This window comes from Novosphingobium sp. BL-S-20, from assembly GCF_055521635.1.
Window position 1 is genome coordinate 1,415,947 of record NZ_CM145494.1, and the last position, 24,520, is coordinate 1,440,466.

Annotated in this window: 25 protein-coding genes; 17 read left to right on the forward strand and 8 right to left on the reverse strand. The window is 64.8% G+C overall.

Annotated elements, in window-relative coordinates; translation table 11 throughout:
* Nucleotides 1-12 precede the first annotated feature (12 nt).
* Complete coding sequence (locus ACZ1II_RS14535; RefSeq protein ID WP_465147072.1) at nucleotides 13-567, reverse strand: F0F1 ATP synthase subunit delta; 555 nt, start codon at nucleotides 565-567, stop codon at nucleotides 13-15.
* 357 nt (nucleotides 568-924) lie between these two features.
* Here ACZ1II_RS14535 and ada point away from each other — a divergent pair, with 357 nt between their 5' ends.
* Entirely contained in the window at nucleotides 925-1,944 is a 1,020-nt protein-coding gene (gene ada, locus ACZ1II_RS14540) for a bifunctional DNA-binding transcriptional regulator/O6-methylguanine-DNA methyltransferase Ada (RefSeq protein WP_465147073.1), read from the forward strand.
* Nucleotide 1,945: 1 nt separating this feature from the next.
* Here the strand turns inward: ada and ACZ1II_RS14545 are convergent, their stop codons facing one another.
* Nucleotides 1,946-4,111, reverse strand: coding sequence for a primosomal protein N' (locus ACZ1II_RS14545; protein ID WP_465147074.1), 2,166 nt, complete (start codon nucleotides 4,109-4,111; stop codon nucleotides 1,946-1,948).
* 81 nt (nucleotides 4,112-4,192) lie between these two features.
* Here ACZ1II_RS14545 and ACZ1II_RS14550 point away from each other — a divergent pair, with 81 nt between their 5' ends.
* The 4 genes from ACZ1II_RS14550 to cysS all read left to right on the forward strand — a co-directional run bounded on the left by ACZ1II_RS14550 (nucleotide 4,193) and on the right by cysS (nucleotide 9,110).
* On the forward strand, nucleotides 4,193-4,888 hold the full coding sequence (locus tag ACZ1II_RS14550; protein WP_465147075.1) for a DUF4197 domain-containing protein: 696 nt from the start codon (nucleotides 4,193-4,195) through the stop codon (nucleotides 4,886-4,888).
* Between the two features lie 112 nt (nucleotides 4,889-5,000).
* Nucleotides 5,001-5,651: a fructose-6-phosphate aldolase gene (gene fsa / locus ACZ1II_RS14555; protein ID WP_132263009.1), complete on the forward strand. Its 651-nt coding sequence runs from the start codon at nucleotides 5,001-5,003 to the stop codon at nucleotides 5,649-5,651.
* A 93-nt stretch (nucleotides 5,652-5,744) separates the two neighbouring features.
* Nucleotides 5,745-7,559: a cobaltochelatase subunit CobT gene (cobT, locus tag ACZ1II_RS14560; RefSeq protein ID WP_465147076.1), complete on the forward strand. Its 1,815-nt coding sequence runs from the start codon at nucleotides 5,745-5,747 to the stop codon at nucleotides 7,557-7,559.
* A gap of 87 nt (nucleotides 7,560-7,646) precedes the next feature.
* Nucleotides 7,647-9,110, forward strand: a complete 1,464-nt coding sequence (gene cysS, locus ACZ1II_RS14565) for a cysteine--tRNA ligase (protein WP_465147077.1) — start codon at nucleotides 7,647-7,649, stop codon at nucleotides 9,108-9,110.
* Between the two features lie 108 nt (nucleotides 9,111-9,218).
* On the opposite strand, the gene ACZ1II_RS14570 is transcribed toward cysS, so the two are convergent.
* Nucleotides 9,219-9,887 carry a TonB-dependent receptor gene (locus ACZ1II_RS14570; protein WP_465147078.1) on the reverse strand — a complete coding sequence of 223 codons (669 nt, stop codon included), beginning with the start codon at nucleotides 9,885-9,887 and terminating at the stop codon, nucleotides 9,219-9,221.
* A gap of 107 nt (nucleotides 9,888-9,994) precedes the next feature.
* Here ACZ1II_RS14570 and ACZ1II_RS14575 point away from each other — a divergent pair, with 107 nt between their 5' ends.
* Nucleotides 9,995-10,933, forward strand: a complete 939-nt coding sequence (locus ACZ1II_RS14575; protein WP_465147079.1) for a D-2-hydroxyacid dehydrogenase — start codon at nucleotides 9,995-9,997, stop codon at nucleotides 10,931-10,933.
* An 80-nt stretch (nucleotides 10,934-11,013) separates the two neighbouring features.
* Here ACZ1II_RS14575 and ACZ1II_RS14580 read toward each other — a convergent pair whose 3' ends face one another.
* A complete protein-coding gene (locus tag ACZ1II_RS14580) occupies nucleotides 11,014-11,409 on the reverse strand; it encodes a hypothetical protein (protein WP_465147080.1) in 396 nt (131 codons plus the stop codon).
* Nucleotides 11,410-11,689: 280 nt separating this feature from the next.
* On the opposite strand from ACZ1II_RS14580, the gene ACZ1II_RS14585 reads away from it, so the two are divergent.
* On the forward strand, nucleotides 11,690-12,340 hold the full coding sequence (locus tag ACZ1II_RS14585) for a LexA family transcriptional regulator (protein WP_465147081.1): 651 nt from the start codon (nucleotides 11,690-11,692) through the stop codon (nucleotides 12,338-12,340).
* Between the two features lie 52 nt (nucleotides 12,341-12,392).
* Entirely contained in the window at nucleotides 12,393-13,076 is a 684-nt protein-coding gene (locus tag ACZ1II_RS14590) for an MBL fold metallo-hydrolase (protein ID WP_465147082.1), read from the forward strand.
* Nucleotides 13,077-13,136: 60 nt separating this feature from the next.
* Here ACZ1II_RS14590 and ACZ1II_RS14595 read toward each other — a convergent pair whose 3' ends face one another.
* On the reverse strand, nucleotides 13,137-13,670 hold the full coding sequence (locus tag ACZ1II_RS14595) for an MAPEG family protein (protein WP_465147083.1): 534 nt from the start codon (nucleotides 13,668-13,670) through the stop codon (nucleotides 13,137-13,139).
* 20 nt (nucleotides 13,671-13,690) lie between these two features.
* Here ACZ1II_RS14595 and rpmF point away from each other — a divergent pair, with 20 nt between their 5' ends.
* The 5 genes from rpmF (at nucleotide 13,691) to ACZ1II_RS14620 (ending at nucleotide 16,757) form a co-directional block, all read left to right on the forward strand.
* The gene (gene rpmF, locus ACZ1II_RS14600) at nucleotides 13,691-13,870 is read left to right on the forward strand and encodes a 50S ribosomal protein L32 (RefSeq protein WP_013833797.1); all 180 of its coding nucleotides are present in this window, start codon (nucleotides 13,691-13,693) and stop codon (nucleotides 13,868-13,870) included.
* Nucleotides 13,871-13,897: 27 nt separating this feature from the next.
* Nucleotides 13,898-14,959, forward strand: coding sequence for a phosphate acyltransferase PlsX (plsX, locus tag ACZ1II_RS14605; RefSeq protein ID WP_465147084.1), 1,062 nt, complete (start codon nucleotides 13,898-13,900; stop codon nucleotides 14,957-14,959).
* Nucleotides 14,959-15,927, forward strand: a complete 969-nt coding sequence (locus ACZ1II_RS14610) for a beta-ketoacyl-ACP synthase III (RefSeq protein ID WP_465147085.1) — start codon at nucleotides 14,959-14,961, stop codon at nucleotides 15,925-15,927. Before plsX ends, ACZ1II_RS14610 begins: the two co-directional genes overlap by 1 nt.
* Nucleotides 15,928-16,041: 114 nt before the next feature.
* A complete protein-coding gene (locus ACZ1II_RS14615) occupies nucleotides 16,042-16,335 on the forward strand; it encodes an integration host factor subunit alpha (RefSeq protein WP_465147086.1) in 294 nt (97 codons plus the stop codon).
* 41 nt (nucleotides 16,336-16,376) lie between these two features.
* Nucleotides 16,377-16,757 (forward strand): MerR family transcriptional regulator, encoded by a 381-nt coding sequence (locus ACZ1II_RS14620; protein ID WP_465147087.1) that lies wholly within the window; start codon nucleotides 16,377-16,379, stop codon nucleotides 16,755-16,757.
* A gap of 19 nt (nucleotides 16,758-16,776) precedes the next feature.
* Here the strand turns inward: ACZ1II_RS14620 and ACZ1II_RS14625 are convergent, their stop codons facing one another.
* Together ACZ1II_RS14625 and ACZ1II_RS14630 are read right to left on the reverse strand one after the other, a co-directional pair.
* Nucleotides 16,777-17,322, reverse strand: coding sequence for a SixA phosphatase family protein (locus tag ACZ1II_RS14625; protein WP_465147088.1), 546 nt, complete (start codon nucleotides 17,320-17,322; stop codon nucleotides 16,777-16,779).
* A 22-nt stretch (nucleotides 17,323-17,344) separates the two neighbouring features.
* Entirely contained in the window at nucleotides 17,345-20,077 is a 2,733-nt protein-coding gene (locus ACZ1II_RS14630; protein WP_465147304.1) for an ATP-dependent DNA helicase, read from the reverse strand.
* A 191-nt stretch (nucleotides 20,078-20,268) separates the two neighbouring features.
* On the opposite strand from ACZ1II_RS14630, the gene ACZ1II_RS14635 reads away from it, so the two are divergent.
* The 4 genes from ACZ1II_RS14635 to ACZ1II_RS14650 all read left to right on the forward strand — a co-directional run bounded on the left by ACZ1II_RS14635 (nucleotide 20,269) and on the right by ACZ1II_RS14650 (nucleotide 23,714).
* A complete protein-coding gene (locus tag ACZ1II_RS14635; RefSeq protein ID WP_465147089.1) occupies nucleotides 20,269-20,961 on the forward strand; it encodes a PadR family transcriptional regulator in 693 nt (230 codons plus the stop codon).
* A complete protein-coding gene (locus ACZ1II_RS14640) occupies nucleotides 20,958-21,251 on the forward strand; it encodes a DUF2218 domain-containing protein (protein ID WP_465147090.1) in 294 nt (97 codons plus the stop codon). Before ACZ1II_RS14635 ends, ACZ1II_RS14640 begins: the two co-directional genes overlap by 4 nt.
* A 316-nt stretch (nucleotides 21,252-21,567) precedes the next feature.
* Nucleotides 21,568-23,175: a lysine--tRNA ligase gene (locus tag ACZ1II_RS14645; RefSeq protein ID WP_465147091.1), complete on the forward strand. Its 1,608-nt coding sequence runs from the start codon at nucleotides 21,568-21,570 to the stop codon at nucleotides 23,173-23,175.
* A gap of 8 nt (nucleotides 23,176-23,183) precedes the next feature.
* A complete protein-coding gene (locus tag ACZ1II_RS14650) occupies nucleotides 23,184-23,714 on the forward strand; it encodes a DUF1003 domain-containing protein (RefSeq protein ID WP_465147092.1) in 531 nt (176 codons plus the stop codon).
* 19 nt (nucleotides 23,715-23,733) lie between these two features.
* On the opposite strand, the gene ACZ1II_RS14655 is transcribed toward ACZ1II_RS14650, so the two are convergent.
* Nucleotides 23,734-24,396: a 2OG-Fe(II) oxygenase gene (locus ACZ1II_RS14655; RefSeq protein ID WP_465147093.1), complete on the reverse strand. Its 663-nt coding sequence runs from the start codon at nucleotides 24,394-24,396 to the stop codon at nucleotides 23,734-23,736.
* Nucleotides 24,397-24,520 lie beyond the last annotated feature (124 nt).

A 24,520-nucleotide genomic window follows, 5' to 3' on the forward strand; every position in this document is an offset into this window, starting at 1 on the left:
GTTCTGCCTTTCTTAGCCCTTCATGGCCTGGGCGAGCGAATTGAGACGAGTGCGGATCGAGCTGTCGATACGCTTGGACCCGATGGTCACGACGAGGCCGCCGAGCAGGTCGGGGTCGACGCTGGTCCTGACCTTGACCTTGCGGCCCTCGCGCAGTTCCAGCTTCTGGCGCAGTTCGTCGACCTGCTGGTCGGTCAGCGCGTGAGCGGACGTGACTTCGGCGGTCGATTCGCCGCGCTGGGCGGCAGCGATCGAAGCGAAGGCGCGAATGATTTCGGGCAGGGCGGCCAGACGGCGGTTGCCCGCCAGAACGCCCAGGAAGTTCTTGGTCAGCGGCGCGAGGCCGAGGACGTCGGCAACGGCTTCGATAGCCGCACCGGCAGCCTTGCGGCTGACTTCGGGGTTGCGAATCAGCTCGGCCAGATCGGCGCTTTCGCTGATGGCGAGGGCGATCTTGTCGAGGTCGGATTCGACCGTCGTTACGACGCCGTTCTCGCTGGCAAGATCAAACAGCGCCGAAGCGTAGCGTCCTTGCAAGCTGGCCTTGATGCCGCCGGAATTCTCCACGCGTGTCCTATCCTTACATCGGGTGGGCTGGGACACTTTGGGGCGCACGACAATGACGTGCCCCCCGGCCCGCAGACGGGGCGCGCATAGCGACGATAGTGTCATGATGCAAGCTGCCGGAGACGGCCTGGGGACAATGGCCGGGAAAGCGCTTTAAAAGCAAGGGGCGGGAAGTATCGCCCACGCGGCTGTTGCAAGGTCATGACAAAGGATTGAACGGAGTTTGCCATGACGTATCGAATCAGCGACCGGGCCGTTTCTTCAGGGACCGTCCATGCGATATGTTTGGGCGAGCAGCTGTCGAGCGGCCCGAGCGGCGGGCAACGGAGAAATAGTGTGAGCGGTAACGGGAATGAGGTGAGCGACGATCGTGCCTGGCAGGCGGTCGAGGCGCGCGACCGTTCGTTCGACGGGCGCTTCGTCACCGGCGTGCTGACGACGGGCATCTATTGTCGCCCCTCCTGTTCGGCGCGGCACCCCAGGCGCGAGAACGTGCGCTTCTTTGCCGATGCGGGCGCTGCGGAGCGGTTCGGGCTGCGCGCCTGCCTGCGCTGCCGCCCGAACGACGTCTCGCGCGACGAGGAGGCCGTGGCCACGGCGCTGCGGATGCTTGATGCGGGTGAGGAGAAGGCACCTGGGCTGGCCGAACTGGCCGAGGCGGTGGGCTATAGCCCGACGCATTTCCAGCGCGTGTTTAAGCGCGCGGTCGGCCTGTCGCCTTCGGAATACCTGCGGGCGCGGCGTGTCGAGCGGGCAGGGGATGCGATGAGCGGCGGCGCCAGCGTGACCGAGGCGATCTACGAGGCCGGGTTCGGCGCGAGTTCGCGCTTCTACGAGGCAAGCGAGGGGAGGCTGGGCATGAGCCCCTCTGCCTGGCGCGACGGCGGGCGCGGGGTGACGATCCACTGGGCCGTCGTGACGACGAGCCTCGGGCAGATGCTGGTCGCGGCGACCGAGAAGGGTATCTGCCGCCTCTCGTTCGAGGAAGGGTGCGAGGAACTGGCCGCGCGGTTTCCCAAGGCGGAACTGATCGAGGGCGGCGCGGCGTTCGAGAGCCTGCTCGAAAGCGTTGTAGCCGAAGTCGAGCAGCCGGGCCAGTCGCGGACGATCCCGCTCGATGTCCAGGGTACCGCCTTCCAGGAGGCGGTGTGGCGTGAGTTGCAGCGCATTCCTCCCGGCGAGACCCGCAGCTATGCGCAGATCGCGGCGGCGGTCGGCAAGCCCGGCGCGGTGCGCGCGGCGGGATCGGCCAATGGCGCAAACAATGTCGCGGTGCTGATCCCCTGTCACCGGGTGGTCCGCTCCGACGGCTCGATCGGCGGCTATGCCTATGGCGAGGCGATCAAGCGGGAACTGCTGAAGCGCGAGCGGTCCTAGCTCAGACGAACGAGTAGGGGTCGACGTCTATGTGTACCCTGACCCCGCGTGGGAACCGTAACGGCTCCAGCCACTCGCGCAGCATCTTCTGCAGTTCCGCCGAGCGCCGCGCATTGATCAGCAGGCGGAAGCGATGGCGCCCGCGCAGCAGCGAGAGCGGGGCGGGAGCCGGGCCGAGCACCAGCATGTCCGGATGGTTGGGCGCGGTGCCGCCAATGGCGCGGGCGGCGGCCTTGGCTTCGGCCTGATCCTCCGAAGAGACGATGATCGCCGCCCAGCGCCCGAACGGCGGAGCGTTGGCATCGCGCCGGGCCTCGATTTCGGCGGCATAGAAGGCATCGCGGTCCCCGGCGGCGAGCGCCGAGATCACCGAGGCTTCCGGATGACGTGTCTGGATCAGCACTTCGCCGGGCTTCTCGCCGCGTCCGGCACGTCCGGCGACCTGAGCGACCTGCTGATAGGTGCGCTCGGCCGCGCGCAAGTCGCCGCCTTCGAGGCCGAGATCGGCGTCGACCACGCCCACGAGGGTCAGGTCGGGGAAGTGATAGCCCTTGGTGACGAGCTGGGTGCCGACGATCACGTCGATCGCCTTGCCCTCGGCCTTGGCGACGAATTCGCCGACCGCTTCGGCTGTGTTCATGGTGTCCGAAGTGACCAGAGCGACACGGGCTTCGGGCAGGATCTCGGCCACTTCGTCGGCAATGCGCTCGACGCCGGGGCCGCAGGCGACGAGGCAGTCGCCGGTGCCGCATTCGGGGCAGGCCTCGGGCACCGGCACTTCGTGGCCGCAGTGATGGCAGGCGAGGCGCTGCGAGAAGCGGTGCTCGACCAGCCAGGCCGTGCAGTTCGGGCACTGGAAACGGTAGCCGCAGTGGCGGCAGAGCGTCAGCGGTGCATAGCCCCGGCGGTTGAGGAAGAGCAGCGACTGTTCGCCGCGCGCCAGCCGCGCCTTCATCTCTTCAACCAGGCGGGGGGCGAGCCACTTGCCGCGCTCCGGTGCTTCCTGACGCAAGTCGAGGATCTTGATGTCCGGCAGCTGCGCGCCGCCGAAGCGCGAGGGCAGGTCGATCTTGCGGTAGACCCCGGCCTCGGCAAGCTGCATCGATTCCAGCGCCGGGGTGGCGCTCGCCAGCACGACCGGGATCGCCTCGAACTTGGCGCGCATCACCGCCACATCGCGGGCGTTGTAGCGCACGCCGTCGTCCTGCTTGAACGAGATTTCGTGGGCCTCGTCGACGACGATCAGGCCGAGGCTTGCATAAGGCAGGAACAGCGCCGAGCGGGCGCCGACGACGACTTGCGCTTCGCCCGCCCCGATCGCCCGCCAGGCCCGACGGCGCTCGCTGGACTTGAGCGAGGAGTGCCAGAGGATCGGCGGCACCCCGAAGCGATGCTCGAAACGGCGCAGGAAGTTCTCGGTGAGGGCGATCTCGGGCAGCAGGACGAGCACTTGCCGCCCCAGCCGCAAGGCTTCGGCCACGGCCTCGAAATAAGTCTCGGTCTTGCCCGAGCCGGTCACGCCGTCGAGCAGGAAAGGGGCGAACTTGTGGGCCTGCACCGCCTCGACGAAGATGTCGGCGGCGGCCTGCTGGCCTTCCGAAAGCGTGGGCTGGGCGTGCTCGGGCCGGGCCGGGGGATAGCGGCGGTCGAGATCGACGACGACCGGCTCCAGCAGCCCGGCGCCGACCATGCCGCGCAGCACGCCTTCCGAGACCGAGGCCAGCTCGGCCAATTCCTTGATCGAGGCCTGCTCGCCCTGAAGCGCATCGAGCGCGGCGGCGCGCTGCGGGGTGAGGCGCGCTGGTTCCTGTCCGGTCAGGCGGTATTCGGTGGTCGTGCCGCCGCCGCGCAGCGCGGCCATGCTGCCCAGCGCCATGCGGGCGACCGAGGACAGCGAGGCGCAGTAATAGTCGGCGGTCCATTCGATCAGACGGCGCAGACGCTCGGGCAGGGGCGGCACCGGCAGCACTTCCAGCAGCGGGCGCAGCTTCGATTCCGGCACATCCTGTGTGCTCAGGCGATCGGGCTCCCAGACGATTCCCAGCACTTGCCGGGGGCCGAGCGGTGCAATCACTACGGCGCCGAATTCTATCGCCATGCCCTCGGGGACGCGGTAGTCGAGGACGCCAAGTGCGGCGTTGAAGACGAGGATTCGGACGCGTTTCATGTCACTTGCATATAGGCACTGCTGCCTGGGGGCGTGAAGGAGTTGATGATGGTGAACTGGGGAACAGGGGATAATTCGGCAGTGGCGGCTGAGAATATGGGTGCGGACTGGAGCCGTCGCGGCGTTCTCATGGGCCTGCTCGCCACCGGAGTGATGATGCTTCCGGGCTGCTCGACGCTTGCCGGTTCGGGGTCTTCGGCCAGTGCCGATCCGGTGCGCCGCCTCATGCGCACTTCCTCCGAGCGCGCCTTTGCGTGGCTCGGGCAGCCCGAGGGCTTCTGGACCAGCCCGGTCGCGCGCATTCCGATGCCGGTGCTGTTCGGGCGTCCGGGCAAGACGACCACCGGCGTGCTCAAGTCGAAGGCCTTCCGCGACAAGCTTCAGTACCAGCTCAACCTCTTCGCCACGCCCGGCGCGCGGGCGGCGGGGCCGCTGGTGCTCAAGACCGTGCAGAGCGTGGCGATCCCCAACCCGGGCGAAGTGCTGGCGGGCGGCAATACTGCGGCGACCACCTTGCTGCGCCGAACGATGGGCCCGGCGCTCGTCAATGCCATGATCCCCGAGATCGAGCGCGCCATCAGCGAGGCGCAGGACAAGACGCTCAACCAGGCGATCGCCGCGCTCAAGGGGGTGACGGTGCAGGACACCGCCCATGCCCTCGCGCTCGATGCCGACAACGGCATCTGGTACGAGATCGGTGCGGCCGAGGCTGCGATCCGTCAGGACCCGGCGGAAACTGGCGACGCGGTGCTGATCGGCGCGCTGAAGAAGGGCTGATTCGGCAGGCCGAGGGAAGGGTAGCGGGGACGGGCCCGCTTCCCTATAGGGAGCGCCAGAATCGGCGGGCACGGAACGCCCGTCGGCACCCCCGCACCACAGGAACCGCGCCATGAAGTTCTTCGTCGACACCGCCGACACCAACGACATCGCCGATCTCGCCGCCACCGGCCTGCTCGACGGCGTTACCACCAACCCCTCGCTGATCGCCAAGTCCGGCCGCGACTTCCTCGAAGTCACCAAGGAAATCTGCGGTCTCGTCGATGGTCCGGTCAGCGCCGAAGTCGTCGCGCTCGACCATGAAGGCATGATGCGCGAGGCCGAAATCCTCCGCAAGATCGCCGACAACGTCTGCATCAAGGTGCCGCTGACGATCGACGGCCTCAAGACCTGCAAGAAGCTCACCTCGGACGGCACGCTCGTCAACGTCACGCTCTGCTTCTCGGCTAACCAGGCCCTGCTCGCCGCCAAGGCCGGTGCCAGCTTCGTCTCGCCCTTCGTTGGCCGCCATGACGACAACGGCTTCGATGGCATGGACCTGATCCGCGACATCCGCCTGATCTACGACAACTATGCCTTCGAGACCGAGATCCTCGCCGCCTCGATCCGTCACCCCGTCCACGTCCTCGAATGCGCCCGCATCGGCGCCGACGTCGCGACGATGCCGCCGGCGGTCATCAAGAACCTCGTGAAGCACGTCCTGACCGACAAGGGCATCGAAGGCTTCATGGCCGACTGGGCCAAGACCGGCCAGTCGCTCTAAGAGAGATTGAGCGTCGCTTCCGGGACGAAGCCGGTGGCGACGCTCGATCATCCCGGCTTGCACCGGGCGGGCTAAGCCGCCATTGAGCGTGCCATGTCCGAAGAAACTCCCGTCGATCGCTTCAAGCTGGCCCTGACCGGCGCCTCTCGCGCCATTGCGCAGGACGCCGAAGTCGAGGTCAACTGGACCGCCGACGCCCCCAGCTCCACGGGCCAGACCTTCCGCGTGCCGATGCCCGGCCGCTCGATTCCGCAAGCCGCAGCCATGCAGGCGCGCGGCTATGCGGACAGCTTCGCGCTCCGCCTGAAGCACCACAACGACAAGCTGCACATGCGCAATGCCCCGGCCGATCCCTCGGCGCGGGCCTGTTACGACGCAGTCGAGACGGTGCGCTACGAGGCGCTCGGCGCCAACAGCTACGACGGGATGCGCGCGAACCTCGACGCCTCGCTGGAGGCGCGCATTGCCAGCGATCCGATCACCCGCGCGGACAGCCCCGACGGCGTGCCGATCCCGACCGCGCTGGCACTCCTGCTGCGCGAACGCCTGACCGGCCAGCCCGTGCCCGAAACCGCGCAGTTCGGCGTCGACATGGTGCGCCGCTGGATCGAATCGAAGGCAGGCGACGATTTCGAGGCGCTCGCCGGTTCTCTCGAAGACCAGAAGGCCTTCCAGAAGCTCTCGCTCGACATGCTCATGCACCTGGAGATGACCCAGGCCGAAAAGATCGAGCAGCCGCCCGAAGAGTCCGAGGACATGGACGGCGACGACGAGACCGAGGAAGACGAGACCGGCGACGAGAGCGGCAAGGAGGAGCAGTCCACCGAAATGGCCGCGGAACCCTCCAGCGGTCAGGACGAAGGCGAGAGCGAGGCCGAGGGCGAGAACTCGGACGAGATGGAAGACGGCGAAGAGGGCCAGGAAGGCGAGGAGGGCATGATGCCCGTCCGGCCCAACCGCCCCTGGACCGACATTCCCGAAAGCTTCGACTACAAGGTCTTCACCGAGGCTTATGACGAAGTTGTGGTGGCCTCCGAGCTTTGCGACGACGAGGAGCTGACGCGCCTGCGCGCCTATCTCGATGCCCAGCTCAAGGGGCTTCAGGGCGTCGTAACCCGGCTCGCCAACCGGCTCCAGCGCCGCCTCATGGCGCAGCAGAACCGCTCGTGGGACTTCGATCAGGAAGAGGGGCTGCTCGATGCGGCGCGGCTGGCCCGCGTGGTCGTCTCGCCCGGCCAGTCGCTGTCCTACAAGGTCGAGCGCGACGTGGAGTTCAAGGACACCGTCGTCACCCTGCTGCTCGACAATTCCGGCTCGATGCGCGGCCGCCCGATCTCGATCGCGGCGATCAGCGCCGACGTGCTGGCCCGCACGCTGGAGCGCTGCGGTGTGAAGGTCGAGATCCTCGGCTTCACCACCCGCGCCTGGAAGGGCGGGCAGAGCCGCGAGTCCTGGCTGGCGGGCGGCCGCCCGCAACATCCGGGCCGTCTCAATGACTTGCGTCACATTATTTACAAGAAGGCTGATGATCCGTGGCGCCGCGCGCGCAAGAATCTCGGCCTGATGATGCGCGAGGGCCTGCTCAAGGAAAACATCGACGGCGAGGCGCTGCTGTGGGCGCATAACCGCATGCTCGCGCGGCCCGAGGACCGGCGGATCATGATGGTGATCTCCGACGGCGCGCCGGTGGACGATTCGACGCTCTCGGTGAACTCGGCCGGTTATCTCGAAGCGCATCTGCGCCGGGTGATCGAATGGATCGAGGCGAAGTCGCCGGTCCAGCTCGTCGCCATCGGCATCGGCCATGACGTGACACGCTACTATCGCCGCGCAGTGACAATCATGGACGCCGAGCAACTTGGCGGCACGATGATCGAGCAGCTTGCGGGATTGTTCGAGGAAGAGTGAGGGTTTGAGAATCCCGTCGTCCCGGACTTGATCCGGGATGACGAAGGATTGACCTCGGCTCGGCCAGCCGCTTATGCGCGGACGCATATGACCGATGCATCTTCGCTGACGCTGTTCAACAGCCTGACCCGCCAACTGGAACCGTTCCAGCCCGTCCATGCCGGTGAGGCGCGGGTCTACAGCTGCGGGCCGACGGTCTACAATTACCCCCATATCGGCAATATGCGCGCCTATGTCTTCGCGGATATTCTCGGCCGGACGCTGAGCCATAAGGGCTACAAGCTCACCCACGTCATCAACATCACCGACGTCGGCCACCTGACCGACGATGCCGATGCCGGCGAGGACAAGATGGAGAAGATGGCGCGGACCCAGTCCCAGTCCATCTGGGACATCGCCGAACATTACACCCAGGCCTATTGGGCCGATATCAAGGCGCTGAACATCCGTCAGCCGGCCAAGTGGTCGATCGCGACCGACTACGTGCCGCAGATGATAGAATTTGCCGAGAAAATCGCTCCAAATCATTGTTATGAATTGGAAAGTGGTCTCTATTTCGACGTTTCTACCGTCGCCGACTATGGCCGCCTCGCGCGCGCCGTGACGGATGAAGGTGAGGGGCGGATCGAAGCCGTCGAAGGCAAGCGCAATGCCGCCGACTTCGCGATCTGGCGCAAGACCCCCGCAGGCGAGAAGCGGCAGATGGAATGGGATTCGCCCTGGGGGCGCGGCGCTCCTGGCTGGCACCTCGAATGCTCGGTCATGTCGGGAGACCTGCTCGGCTTCCCGTTCGACATCCATACCGGCGGCATCGATCACCGCGAGATCCACCACCCCAACGAAATCGCCCAGAACCAGGCCTTCTGCTGCAAGCCCGAAGACGCCTGCGGCCTCGACGTGCCCGCAAATTCCGGCGCCAAGATATGGATGCACAACAACTTTCTGGTAGAACGCTCCGGCAAGATGAGCAAGTCGTCGGGTGAGTTCCTGCGGCTGCAACTCTTGATCGACAAGGGCTATCACCCGCTCGGCTACCGCATGATGTGCCTTCAGGCTCATTACCGTTCGGAGCTTGAGTTCTCGTGGGAAGGCCTCGCCGCGGCGCTGGTGCGCCTCAAGCGCATGATCATCGTGGTGGAGCGGCTCAGTGATGTTGAGGCGGGCGATGCCGGTCATCCCAAGCTCGCGCCCATGCTCGACACTTTCGAGAAGGCGATCGGCGACGACCTCAACACCGCCGTCGCGTTGACCGCGCTGGAAGAGGTGCTGGCGGCCAAGAAGGTCGATCCTGCCGCCAAGCGCGCGGTTATCGAGCGGATGGATGCCGTGCTTGGTCTCGACCTCTTCGGCACGAGCCGCGCCGACTTGCGGCTTCGCCCGAAGAGCGCCGAAATCACCGAAGCCGAGATCGAGGACGTACTTGCTCGCCGCAAGGCCGCACGCGCTGAAAAGGACTTCGCCACATCCGACGCCCTGCGCGACGAACTTGCCGCCAAGGGCGTTGAGGCGATGGACGGCGATCCGCTCGGCTGGGAATGGAAGCTGGCCTGAAACGCCTGGAGCAGTTCCCGATCCGATTGTATCGGATCAACTGCTCTGAGCTTTTGGTTTGCCGCATTTTCCGAATCATCAGGTGATTTTACCTGATTAGAAAATGCTTTAGCGTTTGGGTGTGACCACCAGCTTGTAGGGCATGTAGAGCAGGACTTCGGACAAGCCCGAGCGTGCCCATTCGACGGGGCGATTGAGGCCTTCGATCTCCACGCCATAATCGGTGCCGAGGCGTGCGGCCATGGCCTTTGCATCGGCGGCGATCGCATCGGCGATCTGGCCGCGATATTGATCCGGAGCGACAACGGATAACGTGAGGTCGCCGGTCTGGGAGAGCAGGGCGCGCCCGACCGGTTTCACGGTTTTCACGAAAGCGGTGATCGCGGCCTGCGCCGACTGCGCATCCGTCGATCCGGTCAGCGGCACTTTCACGAGAAAGCTCGTGCGCTGGCTGTCGGGACGGGAATCGTTGCTCAGCGAAAGCGCGCGATAGTTCTGGGGCGTAAGCGGCTGGAGCGTTCGTTCGCCATACGCCAGTTGAACGCCCGCGCGCGGAGCGGCAGCTATGGCGCTGCGGATCATGTCGTAGATTTCGCTCTCGCGCTGCGCCTTGTCGCGCGTGTCGCCTGCGACGGTCACGTTCACTACTGCGAAATCAGCCTTCCGGCGCAAGCCTACGGCAGGCATGTCGGACGAATAATCGTCGGCATCCCGGCGCATGGCCGTTACCACGACTTCCAGCGCGCCTTCGTCCTGGGCCCTTGCGGCAGGCGCCATCGTTGCTCCCAAAAGTGCAACGGTCAGAATCACTCTCGCCCTTGTCATCGTAGTCCCCCGCGCCGATCTACCAAGTCTCAGATTTTCCCCAATTTCGGAGCCTGTCAATGACCATCGCCGTGATCAACGCCAAGTCACGCGCCTTGCTGGAGGGGCATCTTCCCGCCGGTATCGAGCCGCTGTGGTATGAGGATGGCGAGCAGCTTCTCGAACTGGCGCCGCGTGCCGAGATCGCTTGGCTGGACCCCGTCGCGCCGGCGCTGGCCGCCGAATTCATCGCCGCGGCAGGCAATCTGCGTTGGTACACAGCGCTGTCTTCGGGTGTCGACTGGCTTCCCCTGCCGCTCATTGCGGAGCGGGGCATCAGCTTGACCAACGGTTCGGGCATTCACGCCCAGTCGGTGGCGGAATATGCGGTGATGGGGATGCTGACCGTCGCGAAAGACTGGCGCGCCGTGGTACGGGCGCAGGATCGCCACGAGTGGCTGGCGCAGCCGCCGGGCAAGCGTGAACTCCTCGGCGCGAAAGTGCTGGTCGTGGGTGCCGGGGAGATCGGCGGCCGGATTGCTGAAATCCTTCGCGTGTTCGGCGCCGAAGTGACCGGCGTGCGTCGCCGTCCGGGGCCGAACGATCTCGGATCGGACGATTGGCGCGGTCAGCTCGGCCGCTTCGACTGGGTGATCGCGATCGTTCCTTCCACCCCCGAAACCCAGCGCATGTTCGGCGAAGCGGAGTTTTCGGCGATGAAGCCGGGTGCGGTTTTCCTGAACTTCGCGCGGGGAACGGTGATCGAACAGGATGCCCTGCTGGCGGCCATCGATTCGGGGCACCTTGGCGGCGCTTTCCTGGACGTGACCGAGCCGGAGCCGCTTCCCGCCGATCATCCGCTGTGGGCACGTGAGAATATTCACATCTCGATGCACCTGGCGGGGCGTGCGCAGGATACCCTGTTCGAGCGGGGTGCCGCGCGCTTTCTTGCCAATCTCCAGCATTTCGTGCGGGGGGAGCCGTTGGAGCACGGCGTCGATCTTTCGCAAGGCTACTGAGCGGGCATCGTTTCCGGAGCGCGAGGTGTCTTCGAGTGGAAAAGGCAGGGCGTTGGCCCTGCCTTTTTTGTTTTTGCCGATCAGGAATCTTCGAGCAGGAGCAGTTCGAGTTCGAGAGTGAGGCAAGGCGGCGGTCCGGCACAATGCTCAGCCTCGCTTACGGCTGCGTCCGCGACCAATTGACGGGGTATCGTGAATTCATGCTCGGGCAGGGCTTCGATCAGGCGGTCCCCATCGGCGATCGCGTCCTCGCCGGTGAAGGCAAGCGCGACGCTATGGCGCGATCCGGAAAATGTCGCGCTGTTCCAGGGGCGTTCGGCATGTCGCAGGAATTCGGCGCGCGTTCCCGCCAGCTTCAGGATTTCTGCCAGCAGAGGCAGCCATGGGCCCCGCGTATATGACCCTTGGCCGGATTCGCCCATGGCCATTCGAGCCGACTGGAGCATCGAGCGGTCGTGGGCAGGATTAACGTGCATAGGGGCTCTCCAGATAAATCGTCATGAAGGATCGGATGCGAGCGGCGGTCGGGCGACGGGGGCGGCGTCCGTTGCGCAAATCGCCGACGAATCGCGGGTCCTGCGCGGCGAGGCGACCGAACCGGGTCCAAGGCATCCGGGTGAGCCGCAGGAAGTGCTCTATCTGGCTCAGAAGCATGGGATGGGCGCTCCAAAACACGGGAATCGCGATTCTATGTTTCTATTATGTTCCATCCAAAAGCCCCTTGTCTAGGAAATTTCCTATGCGTAGGATTACAAGATGGAAAACGCCGAAATCCGCCGTCGCTTGCTGGAACTGGCCGAAGAACGCGGCATAAGCCTTTCTTCACTTTCCAGAATGATTGGAAAGAATACTACTTATCTTCAGCAATTCATTAGAAAAGGCAGTCCAAGAAAGCTGGAAGAGGGGGATCGCGGGACATTGGCGCGGTTCTTCGGGGTCGATGAAGCCGAATTCGGCAAGGTGAAGGAAAATTCCTATGACCTTGCCCGAAATTCCTACAAGAGTGATTGGGTGGATGTACCGCGTCTGGCCATCGGCGCCTCTGCCGGACCGGGGGCCTTGCCGGGCGGGGAAGAGGTGTTCGGAACGATCCGGTTCTCGCCCCGCTGGCTTCGCTCCATGGGGCTGCGACCGGAAATGCTCTCGGCCATCGTCGTCAGCGGCGATTCGATGGAGCCGGTGCTGCGCGACGGCGACGAGATACTGGTCGATCGGGACTGGAGGCCCTTGCGTGACGGCATCCATGTCGTCCGGCTCGACGATACGGTTCTGGTCAAGCGACTGGAATCCGGGCGGGCAGGGCGGATTGCGCTGCTCAGCGACAATCCCGCCTATCGTCCGATCGAATGCGCGCTGGAGGAAATCGAGGTGATCGGCCGGGTCGTTTGGAAGGGCGGGCGCATCTGACCGAAGAGGGGCAAGGTTGCATTCCTTCGGCCTTCCCGCCATTTCCGGAAGTATGAGCGAAAACCCAGAGCAGCAGCCGATGCGCGTCGGCATCATTCCCGTTACGCCGCTTCAGCAGAACTGCTCGCTGATATGGTGCACCAAGACCATGCGCGGCGCTTTCGTCGATCCGGGCGGGGACTTGCCGAAGCTGCGTCAGGCGCTGGAAAAAACCGGCGTGACGCTGGAGAAAATCCTCGTGACGCACGGGCATCTCGACCATTGCGGCATGGCCGGGGTCTTCGCGAAAGAGATGGGCGTGCCCATCGAAGGCCCGCAGGAAGAAGACCGTTTCTGGATCGCCCAGCTCAACGACGATGGCCCGCGCTGGAACATGGAGGCCCATACTTTCGAGCCGAACCGCTGGCTGGAGAATGGCGACAAGGTGACGGTGGGCGAGCTTGAACTCGATGTCGTCCATTGTCCGGGGCACACGCCGGGCCATGTCGTGTTCCACCACGCGCCCAGCAAGTTCGCGATGGTGGGGGACGTGCTGTTCCAGGGCGGCATCGGGCGCTGGGATTTCCCGCGCGGCAATCTGGAGGACCTCGTCGATTCGATCACCGGCAAGCTCTGGCCGCTTGGTGATGACGTGACTTTCGTTCCGGGGCACGGGCCGATCAGCACGTTCGGGGATGAACGGCGGACGAATCCCTATGTGGGCGATGCTGCGCTGGAGCGCGGACTTCCGGCCTGAGTCGTTGTCCTGCCATATATAAGGAATGGGCGGTGCCGTCGGCGCCGCCCATTTTCGTTCTCAGAGCCTGCCAAGCGCGATCAGCAAGGCCACCGCAGATAGCCCGAGCAAGGTGAGAACGGTGAAGAGGACGCCGAGGATTCGCAGCGGATTGGGCCTGTCGATATCCATGCCCAGCGCATGGGCGACACGGCCGAGCATGAACAGCGCGCCAAGGATCGCCAGCCAGGTGCCGCCTTTCCCGGTCATTTCGATGGCTCCGGCCAGGATCAGCACAAAGGGTGTGCTTTCGACGAAATTGAGCTGCGCGCGCATGCGGCGCGACAGCAGGTCGTGGCCGCCGTCCCCGAACAGCACTTTTTCTTTCATGCGCAATTGGGCGATACGCACTATATGCCAGAAGGTGATCACGCCCGCTGCCGCCGCGAGGCATAAAGTTGTCTGTAGAATCATGGATCGATTTCCCCCTGGGTGAATTTCGCTTTCATGCTGCGCAGAGGAACGGGTTGCAACTCGTGCGAAATGGGTTATAGGCGCGCCTTCGCAAGCCGCCGGTCCGCGAATACGGTTTCCGGCGGCCTTTTTGACATTCAATTCCAGGAACAGGTGCCGAAATGGCTGTCCCTAAAAGAAAGACCACCCCCTCCCGCCGTGGCATGCGTCGTAGCCACGACGCGCTGAAGGTTGAGGCTTTCCACGAGTGCCCGAACTGCGGCGAGCTGAAGCGCCCCCACAACCTCTGCAACGCTTGCGGCCACTACAACGGTCGTGAGATCGTCGCGGTCGAAATCTAAGACCAAGACGATTTTCGGAGGTTGCCCATGAGTCTGCCGCGTATCGCTATAGATGCGATGGGCGGCGACGAGGGCGTGCGCGTCATGATTGAAGGCGCTGCTCTCGCGCGCCGTCGTCACGATCGCTTCAAGTTCCTGTTGGTCGGTGATGAGCCGCGGATCAAGGCCGCGCTCGAAAGTCATCCGAACCTCAGGGCAAGTTCCGAGATCCTGCACACTGAAGGCGTCATCAGTGGCGAGGAAAAACCCAGCCAGGCCCTGCGCCGGGCCAAGGGTACCTCGATGGGGCGCGCTATCGAGGCGGTGAAGGCGGGTGACGCCGGAGCCGCCGTCAGTGCCGGCAATACCGGCGCGCTGATGGCGATTTCCAAGCTTGCGCTGCGGACGATGCCCGGCATCGATCGCCCGGCGCTGGCCGCTCTGCTGCCGACTCTCGAGGAACATGACCTGGTCATGCTCGATCTCGGCGCCAATGCCGAGTGCGATGCGCGCAACCTCGTGCAGTTCGCGATCATGGGCGCTGCCTATGCCCGCGTCGCCACGGGACGCGAGCAGCCGCGCGTGCGCCTGCTGAACATCGGTACCGAGGAAACCAAGGGCACCGAGGACCTGCGTGAAGCAGCGGCGATGCTCAAGGCTTCTGCTGCCGATCTGTCGATTTCCTTCGACGGGTTCACGGAGGCCGACAAGCTGGGGCGCGGCGACATGGATGTTGTTGTTACCGACGGTTTTTCCGGCAACGTCGCGCTCAAGGCCGTCGAAGGCACGGCGCGTTTCGTGGCCGAGCTGCTGCGACGGGGCTTCACGAGTTCACTGCGTTCGAAGATCGGGTTCCTGATCTCGAAACCGGCGACCGAGCTGCTCAAGCACCATCTCGATCCCAACAATCATAACGGCGCGGTTTTCCTGGGTCTCAACGGTATCGTGGTGAAGAGCCATGGCGGTGCAAATGCTGCCGGCGTTGCCAATGCCGTGGCGGTCACCGCACGCCTCCTGGAGGAAAACGTGACCGAGCGGATCTCTGCCGACCTCGCCCGCCTGGGCGGGACGTCCTTGCGCAAGCCCCGCGTCCAGCAAGAGAGCGCCTGATGCTTCGTTCGGTTCTCGTCGGTACGGGTTCTGCCCTGCCGCGTCGTTCGGTCAGCAATGCGGAACTGGCCGAGAAAGTCGATACCAGCGACGAGTGGATCGTCGAGCGTACCGGCATTTCAAACCGCCATATCGCAGCGCCTGACGAGACGACCTCCAGCCTTGCCACCGATGCGGCGCGCAAGGCGATCGAGGCCGCTGGTTTCGAGGCATCGTCGATCGATCTGATTGTGCTGGCCACGGCCACGCCTGACCAGACTTTCCCGGCTACCGCCACGATCGTCCAGAACAATCTCGGTTGCCGGGGCTGCATCGCCTTCGACGTTGCCGCAGTCTGCTCGGGCTTCCTCTACGCGGTCGGCGTTGCCGATTCGATGTTGCGTTCGGGCATGGCCAAGCGGGCGCTGGTGATCGGTTCGGAAACTTTCAGCCGTATTCTCGACTGGGAAGACCGCACCACTTGCGTCCTGTTCGGCGACGGTGCCGGTGCGATCGTGCTTGAAGCGCAGGAACAGGGCGAGGAAGCGCCGCGCGGCGTTCTCGCCACGCGCCTTCACGCCGATGGCGCACACAACCAGTTGCTCTACGTCGACGGCGGTCCCTCGACCACAGGCACGGTCGGCAAGCTGCGCATGAAGGGCCGCGAGGTCTTCCGCCACGCTGTCGTCAATCTGGCCGATGTTCTCAAGGAAGTTCTTGAGGAAACAGGACATTCTCCCGAGGATATCGACTGGTTGGTGCCTCATCAGGCCAATGCCCGCATCCTCGATGCGACCGCGCGCAAGCTCAATCTGCCGGCCGAGAAGGTGGTCATGACGGTTGGGCAGCACGCCAATACTTCCGCTGCCTCGGTGCCGCTTGCGCTCGATCAGGCAGTGCGCGACGGGCGTATCCACGAGGGTGATCTCGTGGTGCTGGAAGCGATGGGCGGCGGCTTTACCTGGGGCGCCAGCGTTATCCGCATCTGATTTTTGCCCCATTGCGGAACATCGGCGAAACGTTTGCCGGGAACCATTGCTTTTCCCACATATTTTCATAATATTGTTGGAAGGGGGGTTGTCGCAGGAGGGGATGCGGGACTTATGCGCTCCACGGACACGTTGACCAGGGCGGAAATCGCTGAAGCCATCCACAGGAAGCTCGGTCTGTCCAGATCCGAGTCGCTTGCGATGGTGGAAACTATATTGCAGCATATGACTGACGCCCTCTCAGAGGGTGAGAATGTCAAGATTTCGGGATTCGGGACTTTTCTTTTGCGCGACAAGGGTGAAAGAATCGGACGCAATCCGAAAACAGGTGTGGAAGTGCCTATCACTCCCCGCAGGGTCATGACGTTCCGGGCCAGTCAGATGCTGAAGGATCGCATTACCGGCTGATCCGGATTCAGCATCAAGTCGGTGATACGGAGAATTCAGGAATGACGGATTCCATCTTCAACGATGGGAAGGCGCCGGATGCGCTTCGCACGATTGGTGAAGTGACAAAGGCGCTCGGCATTCGCCAGCATGTGCTGCGTTATTGGGAAGAGCAGTTTCCTGCGCTTCAGCCAATCAAGCGCAGTGGCAACCGTCGCTATTACCGGCCTGAAGATGTCGCGCTGATCGCGGGCATCGACAGGCTGGTCAATCGCGAAGGCTATACCTTGCGCGGTGCACGCATGGCGCTGGAAGGCAACGAGCCGACCGAGATCGTCGTTGCCAGCGCGGCTGAGCCTGCTTCTGCGGTTCTGCCGGATTTCGTGGAACAGCAACTGCTGCGGATTCGCACGCGACTGGCTGACGCGCTCGCGGCGGCCTGATTTCGAATCCGGTCGGATTTTAGTCGAGAAGCGTAGGTCCCAGTTCGGGGTCGAGATCGCGCGGGCGCTTCAGATGGATGAGGCGGCCGCCATTCTCGGTGATCTGGTCCCAGGATTCGATGTCGAGTTCGATCACCGCATAGGCCGCGGTCGGGAATTTCTCTTCTACCATGTCGCGCATGGGGCTGCTGCCGTCGTCGGGCACGAGGTCGAAGATCAGGTCCTCGAGGCCGGGATTGTGGCCCACGAGCATGATCGAGCGCGGATCGCCGGACTGTTCGCGCAGCAGATCGAGCAGGGTGGCAGAACTCGCCAGATAAATCCGCCGGTCCCATGTTACGGGCGGCATTTCGCCCGCAGCCTCTCCAGCCAGTTCGAGCGTCTGGGTGACGCGGACGGCGGGCGAGGCGAGCACGCGCTTCCAGCCTACTGCATGGTCGCGGATATGCAGCCCCATCAGAGCGGCGCCCTTGCGTCCGCGCTTGTTGAGCGGGCGGTCGAAGTCCCGCAGGCGGGCATCGTGCCAGTCGGACTTGGCGTGGCGGAAGATTCCAAGCGTTTTCATGCTAGCCCTTAAATGGCGATGCTCAGGCGTCCGGCGCGACGGATGGACTTGGCGCGCTGCCGCGTTTTTCGCTTTCCCCTGAACCATTCCACGCCACGCGATGCAAGGCCTCCTCCAGCGAAATGCGAAGAACCGGGGTTCCGGCGGGGAAGGCGCTGAGCAGGCGCGACGGGAATGCCGAGGACAGCACCACGAAATGACCGCGATCGCCTTTGCTGCGGATCAGGCGCCCGAACGCCTGGGCGAGCTTGGCCCGGATCAGGCCGTCGTCATAGACCGAGCCGCCGCCCGCCACGCGCCGGGCGCGATGGAGAATGGTCGGCCTCGGCCAGGGTACTTGCTCCATGACGACGAGGCGCAGCGATTCGCCGGGCACATCGACGCCGTCGCGCAAGGCGTCGGTACCGAGGAGTGAGGCGGCGGGATCGTCGCGGAAGATATCGACCAGAGTGCCGGTGTCGATCGGATCGACATGCTGTGCGTAAAGCGGCAGGCCGCCGCGCGCGAGGCGGTCGGCAATGCGGCCATAGACCGCGCGCAGGCGGCGGATGGCAGTGAACAGGCCGAGCACACCGCCGCCAGCGGCCTCGATCAGCCGTCCATAGGCACCTGCGAGCGCGGGAATGTCGCCGCGCGGCACGTCGGTGACGATCAGCACTTCGGCCTGGGTGGCATAGTCGAAGGGGCTGAGGTGTTCGGAGAGCTTCGGCGCGACATCGATATGGTTGACGCCGGAGCGGGCCACGGCCTTGTCCCAGCTTTCGCCGTCGCGCAGGGTCGCCGAAGTCATGACCACGCCGTGGGCGGGTTCGAGCACGGTGCTGGCGAAAGGCTTCATCGGGTCCAGCCAGTGGCGGTGAATGCCGACATCGTATTCGCGCGCTTCGGAGCGGTCGAGCGCTAGCCAGTCCACGAATTCCGGATCGGCGGGGCCGCCGAGGCGCCCCAGCATCGCTTCCCAGGCGAGCAGGATATCGACGCGCCAGCCCAGCGACTGGCGTGCGCCTTCGATGCGGGCGCGGCCCGGACCGTCGAGCCAGTCCGGCCCGTCCTCCAGAAGCGCTTCGAGCCTTAGGCCTAGTCTGACAAGGGGTTGGCGCAGTTCGCCCAGAGCATCGCGCGCGGCTTCGGCCACTTCGACGAACGAGCCGTCGAGGCCCGCCGCCTCGGTCTCCAGTCCGTAGCCCGCTTCCTGACCGCCGCTTTCGTCGCGGGCGTAAACGGCGGCGCGCACGGCGGCGAGCAGTTCCTCGATCGGACCGGACGGTTCGCCTTCGGTCAGGCGCTGCATCCAGCCGTCGCCGGGCAGGGCTTCGGCGGCGGCGCGGGCGGCGTTGATCGCCCTGGCCCCGGCCTCGTCATAGCTGGCGACATCGGCGAGACGGGCGGAAAGGCCGCGCCGCCGTCCGCGTGAGGCCTTTTCCGGGCCGATCACCCAGCGGCGCAGTTCGATCGCCTCGGTGCCGGTGAGGGCGGCGGCGAAAGTCGAATCGGCGGCATCGAAGACGTGATGGCCTTCGTCGAAGACGATGCGCGTGGGCCGGGCGGCATGGTCGCGGCCGCGCGCGGCGTTGATCATCACCAGCGCGTGGTTGCCGATCACCAGATCCGCCCCGGCGCTGGCGCGGGCGGCGCGCTCGATGAAGCATTTCCGATAGTGCGGACAACCGGCATAGACGCATTCGCCGCGCCGGTCGGTGAGGGCGTTGATGCCGCGCTGGCGGAACAGGGTGCCGAGCCAGCCGGGCAGGTCGCCGCCGATCATGTCGCCGTCCTGCGTATAGGCGGCCCAGCGCGCGACGAGCTGCGCCATGATCGCCGGGCGTCCGGTGAAGCCGCCTTGCAGGGCGTCTTCCAGATTGAGCAGGCAGAGGTAGTTCTCGCGGCCCTTGCGCACGACCACGGGCGGGGTGCCGTCCGCGCGCCGTTCGGGCCAGGCGCGGCGGCTCTCCTTGCGGAGCTGGCGTTGCAGCGCCTTGGTATATGTCGAAACCCAGGTCGTGCCGCCCGAAAGCCCGCTCCAGAGCGAGGCGGGGGCGAGATAGCCCAGCGTCTTGCCGATCCCGGTGCCCGCCTGTGCCAGCACCACATGCGGACGTCCCGAGGACTGGCGCGGCGCGAAGGCGGCGGCGGCCTCGGCGGCATAGGCCTGCTGGGAGGGGCGCTGCTCGGCGCTGCTGCCGGTCAGTTGTGCGAGGCGCTGGAGCACCTCGCCCTTTTCGAGGACGATCTGCCGGGGCTGCGGCAGTTCGGGGCTTTCCTCCCATTCCGGCAGCTTGGTGAAGAGCCAGCGCTCGGCGCGTTCGGGCTTGGCGATGCGCGGACCGAGCAGGCTGGCCCAGGGCCAACGCATCCGCACGAGCGATTGCAGCGAAGTCCAGGCGCCTTCACGCTCGGACCAGGTCGGGCTTTCGCAGATATCCAGCAGGGCGCTCGCCGCTTCCTGGAGCAGGCGGGGCACATCGGCATCGTCCTGCGGCACGTCGAGGTCGAGCGCCTGGGCGAGGCCCTTCGGCGTCGGCACGACGAAGCGGGCCGGATGCACGAATGCGTATAGTTCCAGCAGGTCGAGCCCGGACAAGTCCGGATAGCCAAGGCGCGTCGCCACCAGCGGGGCGTTGAGGATCAGTAGCGGCGTATCCGCCGCCGCCGTGACCGATTCGCCTTTCGAGACCCGGCGCGTATGGCCCGATCCGTCGCGGAGCCAGGAACCGCCATGGCTGGCGTGAAGGGCAGGAATGGGCAGGGCGGCCATGGCCTTCGTCTTAGGCAAGGCGCGGACAAAAGGGAAACCTTGCAGGCGCGGCTTCCGTCGAAAACCGGACCATCCAGATAAAAAATACATCAAGATACATTTTATGGCCTTGCAGGAGATGCTTTAAGATATATCTTGATGCCATCATGAAGAGGAACGATATGAGAGATTTCCATTCTCACCGGCGCGGCATGGGCCGCGCAGAACGCGGCGAATGCCGCCACCAAGAAGATCACGCACCGCGCGGGATGCGCGGTCGCGGCGGATTCGGCATGGGCCGCAGTCCGTTTGGCCGCGACGATGACGGCTTCGGCGGCGGCGTTCCCGGTGGCCGGGGAGGTGGTCGCGGCGGTCGCGGCGAAGGTTTCGGGGGCGGCTTCGGGGGCGGTCGCGGTGGACCCATGGGGGGCGGACGTCGCAAGCGTCTGTTCGACCAGACCGAGCTTCAGACCCTGCTGCTCGCACTGATCGCCGAGACCCCGCGGCACGGCTACGACCTGATCCGCGAGATCGAAAACCTGTCCGGCGGCGACTATGCGCCGAGCCCCGGCGTGGTCTATCCGGCGCTCACTTACATGGAAGAGTCCGGGCTGATCGCTCCGGCAGCCGATGCTGGCTCGCGCAAGTCCTATGAGGCGACCGAGGAAGGCCGCGCGCAGGCTGCAGCCGATGCCGACAAGGCCGAGGCTCTCAAGACCCGGCTTTCCGCGCTTGCCGAGGCGCGCGAGAAGGTTGACCCTGCACCCGTCCGCCGCGCCATGCATGCGCTGAAGATCGCGATGTTCGACCGTCTGTCGAAGGACGGCGCCAATCGCGAGGTGATCCTCCAGATTGCCGATGCGCTCGACGAGGCGACCCGCAAGATCGAAAGGATCGAAGGATGAGCACGATCACGGCCCGCGTCGCCACGGAGAGCGGCGGCAAATATGTCCGCCAACTCTGCAAAAACTGGAGTCACAAGTTCCAGACCGAAGTGGACGGCGATACCGGCACGGTTACGTTCCCGAACGCCGTCGCCACCATGGCGGCGGATGGGGAGGGCATCACCATCGCCATCACCGGCGAGAAGCGCGAAGATGTGGAGGGCCTGACTGACGTGGTTGCCCGTCACATCGACCGTTTCGCCTTCCGCGAGGTGCCGCTCGCTTACGACTGGCAGTGGCGGGAAGGCTGATCGGAGCGGCCTGTTTCGTCCGGCACCCTGACCCCACGTCGTCCCCGCGAAGGCGGGGACCCCGCTTTTTTCGCAGAGACGCAGAGAAAACTGTGCAGCAATACCTTGGAGTTCTCTGCGTCTCTGCGTGCCAAAAGGAAAGCGGGATCCCCGCCTTCGCGGGGACGACGGGGTGGGGCGGTGAGGGAGGGGCTTCCGAGATAGTGCGATGGTTCGGACTTCGCCTTGATCCGGTCAGGTTGCGATTTACCGGCGTCCGCCAGCCTGTCGTTCTTCGCTCTTGCGAAATGCGCGCTTTTGGCCAAAGAGCGCTGCCATGACTGAACAAGCCCTGATCGAAGCCGCACGTGTGTCCAAGGCCTGGCCCTTCCAGGAGGCCCAGAAGCTGCTCAAGCGTTATCCGCAGGGCAAACCCGGTGGCGCGCCTGTGCTGTTCGAGACCGGCTATGGCCCCTCGGGCCTGCCGCATATCGGCACGTTCCAGGAAGTTCTGCGCACCACGCTCGTCCGCCGCGCCTATGAAGCGCTGACCGGCGGCGCGCCGACGCGCCTCGTTGCCTTCTCGGACGACATGGACGGGCTGCGCAAGGTGCCCGACAATATCCCGAATTCCGAAGTTCTCGCCGCCAATCTCGGCAAGCCGCTCAGCCGCATTCCCGATCCCTTCGGCACCCACGAGAGCTTCGCGCATCACAACAATGCGATGCTGCGTGAGTTCCTCGACCGTTTCGGCTTCGACTACGAATTCGTCTCGGCCAGTGACCGCTACAATTCCGGTGAATTCGACGCTGCGCTGAAGCGCGTGCTGGAATGCAACCAGGGCATTCTCGACATCATGCTGCCGACCCTGCGCGAGGAGCGTCGCAAGACTTATTCGCCGGTCCTGCCGGTCTCGCCCACCACGGGCGTGGTGCTTCAGGTGCCGGTCGAAGTGCTCGATCCCGCCACCGGCCTCATCCGTTTCACCGACGAGGACGGCTCCGTCGTCGAGCAGTCGGCCTTCGGCGGCAAGGCCAAGCTCCAGTGGAAGGTCGACTGGGCCATGCGCTGGTATGCGCTCGGCGTCGACTACGAGATGTGCGGCAAGGACCTGACCGATTCGGTCACCCAGTCGGGCAAGATCGTGCAGGTACTGGGCGGCCGGAAGCCGGAGGGTCTGATCTACGAACTGTTCCTCGACGAGAACGGCGAGAAGATCTCCAAGTCCAAGGGGAACGGTCTCACCATCGAGCAGTGGCTGACTTACGGCACGGAGGAGTCCTTGGGCTTCTACCTGTTCCGCGAACCCAAGAGCGCCAAGCAGCTTCACGTCGGCGTGATCCCCAAGGCGGTCGACGAATACTGGCAGTTCCGTGGGAATCTCGCAGGGCAGGCGCTGGACAAGCAGCTTGGCAATCCGGTCTGGCATCTGCTGCGCGCGAACGGTGAAGAGGATCAGGGTGCGGGCGATACCGTGCCGGTGACGTTCTCGCTGCTGCTCAATCTCGTGGGCGTGCTCGGCGCCGATGCGACCGCCGATCAGGTCTGGTCCTATCTCGGCAACTATGTGGCGGACGCCAATCCCGAGGCCCATCCGGAACTCGGCGAGATGGTCCGCGCCGCGCTTGCCACCAACCGCGACTTCATCGCGCCGACGCTCCAGCGCCGCGCACCCAGCGCCACCGAAGCCGAAGCGCTCAAGGTGCTCGACGCCGAACTGGAGAAGGCCGGACCAGAGGCGAGCGCCGAGGAACTCCAGAACGTGGTCTACGAGATCGGCAAGAACGAGGCCTATCAGTTCGAAAGCCTGCGCGACTGGTTCAAGGCGCTTTACGAGACGCTGCTCGGCAGCCCGCAGGGGCCGCGCATGGGCAGCTTCATCGCCCTTTATGGCGTGCCCGAAACGCGCAAGCTGATCGCCGAGGCGCTTTCGGCGGCGAATTGAGGCCGTAGATGCACAAGAACCCCAGAACGCCCGAGGAACTCGCCGAAGAGCTGCTCGGGCGTCGGTTCGACGATCTCGACAAGGAGGACCGGGAGGTCCTCCGCCGCATCGCGACCGGAACCGTCGTCGGTCCCAATGCGGATGAACTGGCGGCTCTTCACGCCACGCGCGGGGACCGGCTGGCCGATCGGGTTGCGGCGGTCGGCGGAAGCTGGGGTTTCATCATCGCTTTCGCGGTGGTGCTGTTCGGCTGGATGCTGCTCAACAGCAGTGTCCTGCAGGCGCTGGGAATCAGGCCCTTCGATGCCTATCCCTATATCTTCCTGAACCTGATGCTCTCGATGTTGGCGGCGATCCAGGCGCCGGTCATCATGATGAGCCAGAACCGGCAGGCCGAGAAGGACCGCATAACCGCGCGGCACGACTACGAGGTGAACCTGAGGACGCAGCTGGAAATCATCCGCCTGCACCGCCGGTTCGATCATCTGGTGGAATATCTGGAAGCACGTCGTTCGGCGGAGGACGGCGAGGAAGCCTGAGGGGCTTACTTCCAAGGCCTTATTTCCAGGGTCTGGCGCGGAACCATTTCGTCGCCACGTACTTGACGCCGCGCAGCACTGGACGAGCAGCATGCATCGTCAGCGGGTTCGGCGAGCCGTCCGGCAGGGCGTTGTTCCAGATCAGCAGCGATCCGGCTGCCGGCGACACCTTGAGATCGAGGTGGATGAAATCGGTGGTGCCGCCTTCCTCCACGCCGTTGAGATAGACCATCGCCGTCCAGCTGCGCTGCCCGCCGTTGCGGTTTTCGCGGCCCCAGTAAGGCGCCTGGGTATCGAACCAGTCCCAGTGCTCGCGATAGTATTCGCCACGATTGTAGCGTTGCCCCTGCACGGATTCGCCGTGGCCCTGGGCGATGCCGGTAAGCGCGGTCAGCCGCTCGTCAAGCGCGCGGACAATGCGGTCCTGCGGGTCGATATCGCCGGAGAAGCTGGTCCGGTATCCTTCCCAGTCGCTTTCCTCGACGAGGCGGGATGGGCAGGCGACCTGGTCGATCAGGTCCATGATATGACGACAATGCGCATCGCTGATAAATCCGGGCGCGCTGTAGATTTCCGCGCCTTCCACAGCCAGCCGGGCAAGCGCGGGATTTTCCGCCAGGCGCTTGCGAACGTGGCTGCCCGTCCTTGCCAGAGCGTCGCAATCGGGATGGACGGGTTTCATATGTCGAGACTAGCCGCCTGCGGGCCGGGATCAATCGGATCGCGCCACGAAAGCTGTGGGCGACGAAACCGGGGGCTTTGGAGGCGGATGCGAAAAGCCCCCGGATCGGCTGATCCGGGGGCTT

Bases quoted from the DNA above. Each gene is read 5' to 3' on its own strand.
- ACZ1II_RS14545 (WP_465147074.1), bottom strand. From the start codon at position 4,111: ATGAAACGCGTCCGAATCCTCGTCTTCAACGCCGCACTTGGCGTCCTC.
- cobT (WP_465147076.1), top strand. From the start codon at position 5,745: ATGTCCGAAGAAACTCCCGTCGATCGCTTCAAGCTGGCCCTGACCGGC.
- ACZ1II_RS14650 (WP_465147092.1), top strand. From the start codon at position 23,184: ATGCACAAGAACCCCAGAACGCCCGAGGAACTCGCCGAAGAGCTGCTC.
- ACZ1II_RS14645 (WP_465147091.1), top strand. From the start codon at position 21,568: ATGACTGAACAAGCCCTGATCGAAGCCGCACGTGTGTCCAAGGCCTGG.
- ACZ1II_RS14575 (WP_465147079.1), top strand. From the start codon at position 9,995: ATGACCATCGCCGTGATCAACGCCAAGTCACGCGCCTTGCTGGAGGGG.
- plsX (WP_465147084.1), top strand. From the start codon at position 13,898: ATGAGTCTGCCGCGTATCGCTATAGATGCGATGGGCGGCGACGAGGGC.
- ACZ1II_RS14590 (WP_465147082.1), top strand. From the start codon at position 12,393: ATGAGCGAAAACCCAGAGCAGCAGCCGATGCGCGTCGGCATCATTCCC.
- ACZ1II_RS14640 (WP_465147090.1), top strand. From the start codon at position 20,958: ATGAGCACGATCACGGCCCGCGTCGCCACGGAGAGCGGCGGCAAATAT.
- ACZ1II_RS14610 (WP_465147085.1), top strand. From the start codon at position 14,959: ATGCTTCGTTCGGTTCTCGTCGGTACGGGTTCTGCCCTGCCGCGTCGT.
- ACZ1II_RS14615 (WP_465147086.1), top strand. From the start codon at position 16,042: ATGCGCTCCACGGACACGTTGACCAGGGCGGAAATCGCTGAAGCCATC.
- ACZ1II_RS14655 (WP_465147093.1), bottom strand. From the start codon at position 24,396: ATGAAACCCGTCCATCCCGATTGCGACGCTCTGGCAAGGACGGGCAGC.
- ACZ1II_RS14580 (WP_465147080.1), bottom strand. From the start codon at position 11,409: ATGCACGTTAATCCTGCCCACGACCGCTCGATGCTCCAGTCGGCTCGA.
- rpmF (WP_013833797.1), top strand. From the start codon at position 13,691: ATGGCTGTCCCTAAAAGAAAGACCACCCCCTCCCGCCGTGGCATGCGT.
- ACZ1II_RS14630 (WP_465147304.1), bottom strand. From the start codon at position 20,077: ATGGCCGCCCTGCCCATTCCTGCCCTTCACGCCAGCCATGGCGGTTCC.
- ACZ1II_RS14570 (WP_465147078.1), bottom strand. From the start codon at position 9,887: ATGGCGCCTGCCGCAAGGGCCCAGGACGAAGGCGCGCTGGAAGTCGTG.
- fsa (WP_132263009.1), top strand. From the start codon at position 5,001: ATGAAGTTCTTCGTCGACACCGCCGACACCAACGACATCGCCGATCTC.
- ACZ1II_RS14620 (WP_465147087.1), top strand. From the start codon at position 16,377: ATGACGGATTCCATCTTCAACGATGGGAAGGCGCCGGATGCGCTTCGC.
- ACZ1II_RS14585 (WP_465147081.1), top strand. From the start codon at position 11,690: ATGGAAAACGCCGAAATCCGCCGTCGCTTGCTGGAACTGGCCGAAGAA.
- ACZ1II_RS14635 (WP_465147089.1), top strand. From the start codon at position 20,269: ATGGGCCGCGCAGAACGCGGCGAATGCCGCCACCAAGAAGATCACGCA.
- cysS (WP_465147077.1), top strand. From the start codon at position 7,647: ATGACCGATGCATCTTCGCTGACGCTGTTCAACAGCCTGACCCGCCAA.
- ACZ1II_RS14625 (WP_465147088.1), bottom strand. From the start codon at position 17,322: ATGAAAACGCTTGGAATCTTCCGCCACGCCAAGTCCGACTGGCACGAT.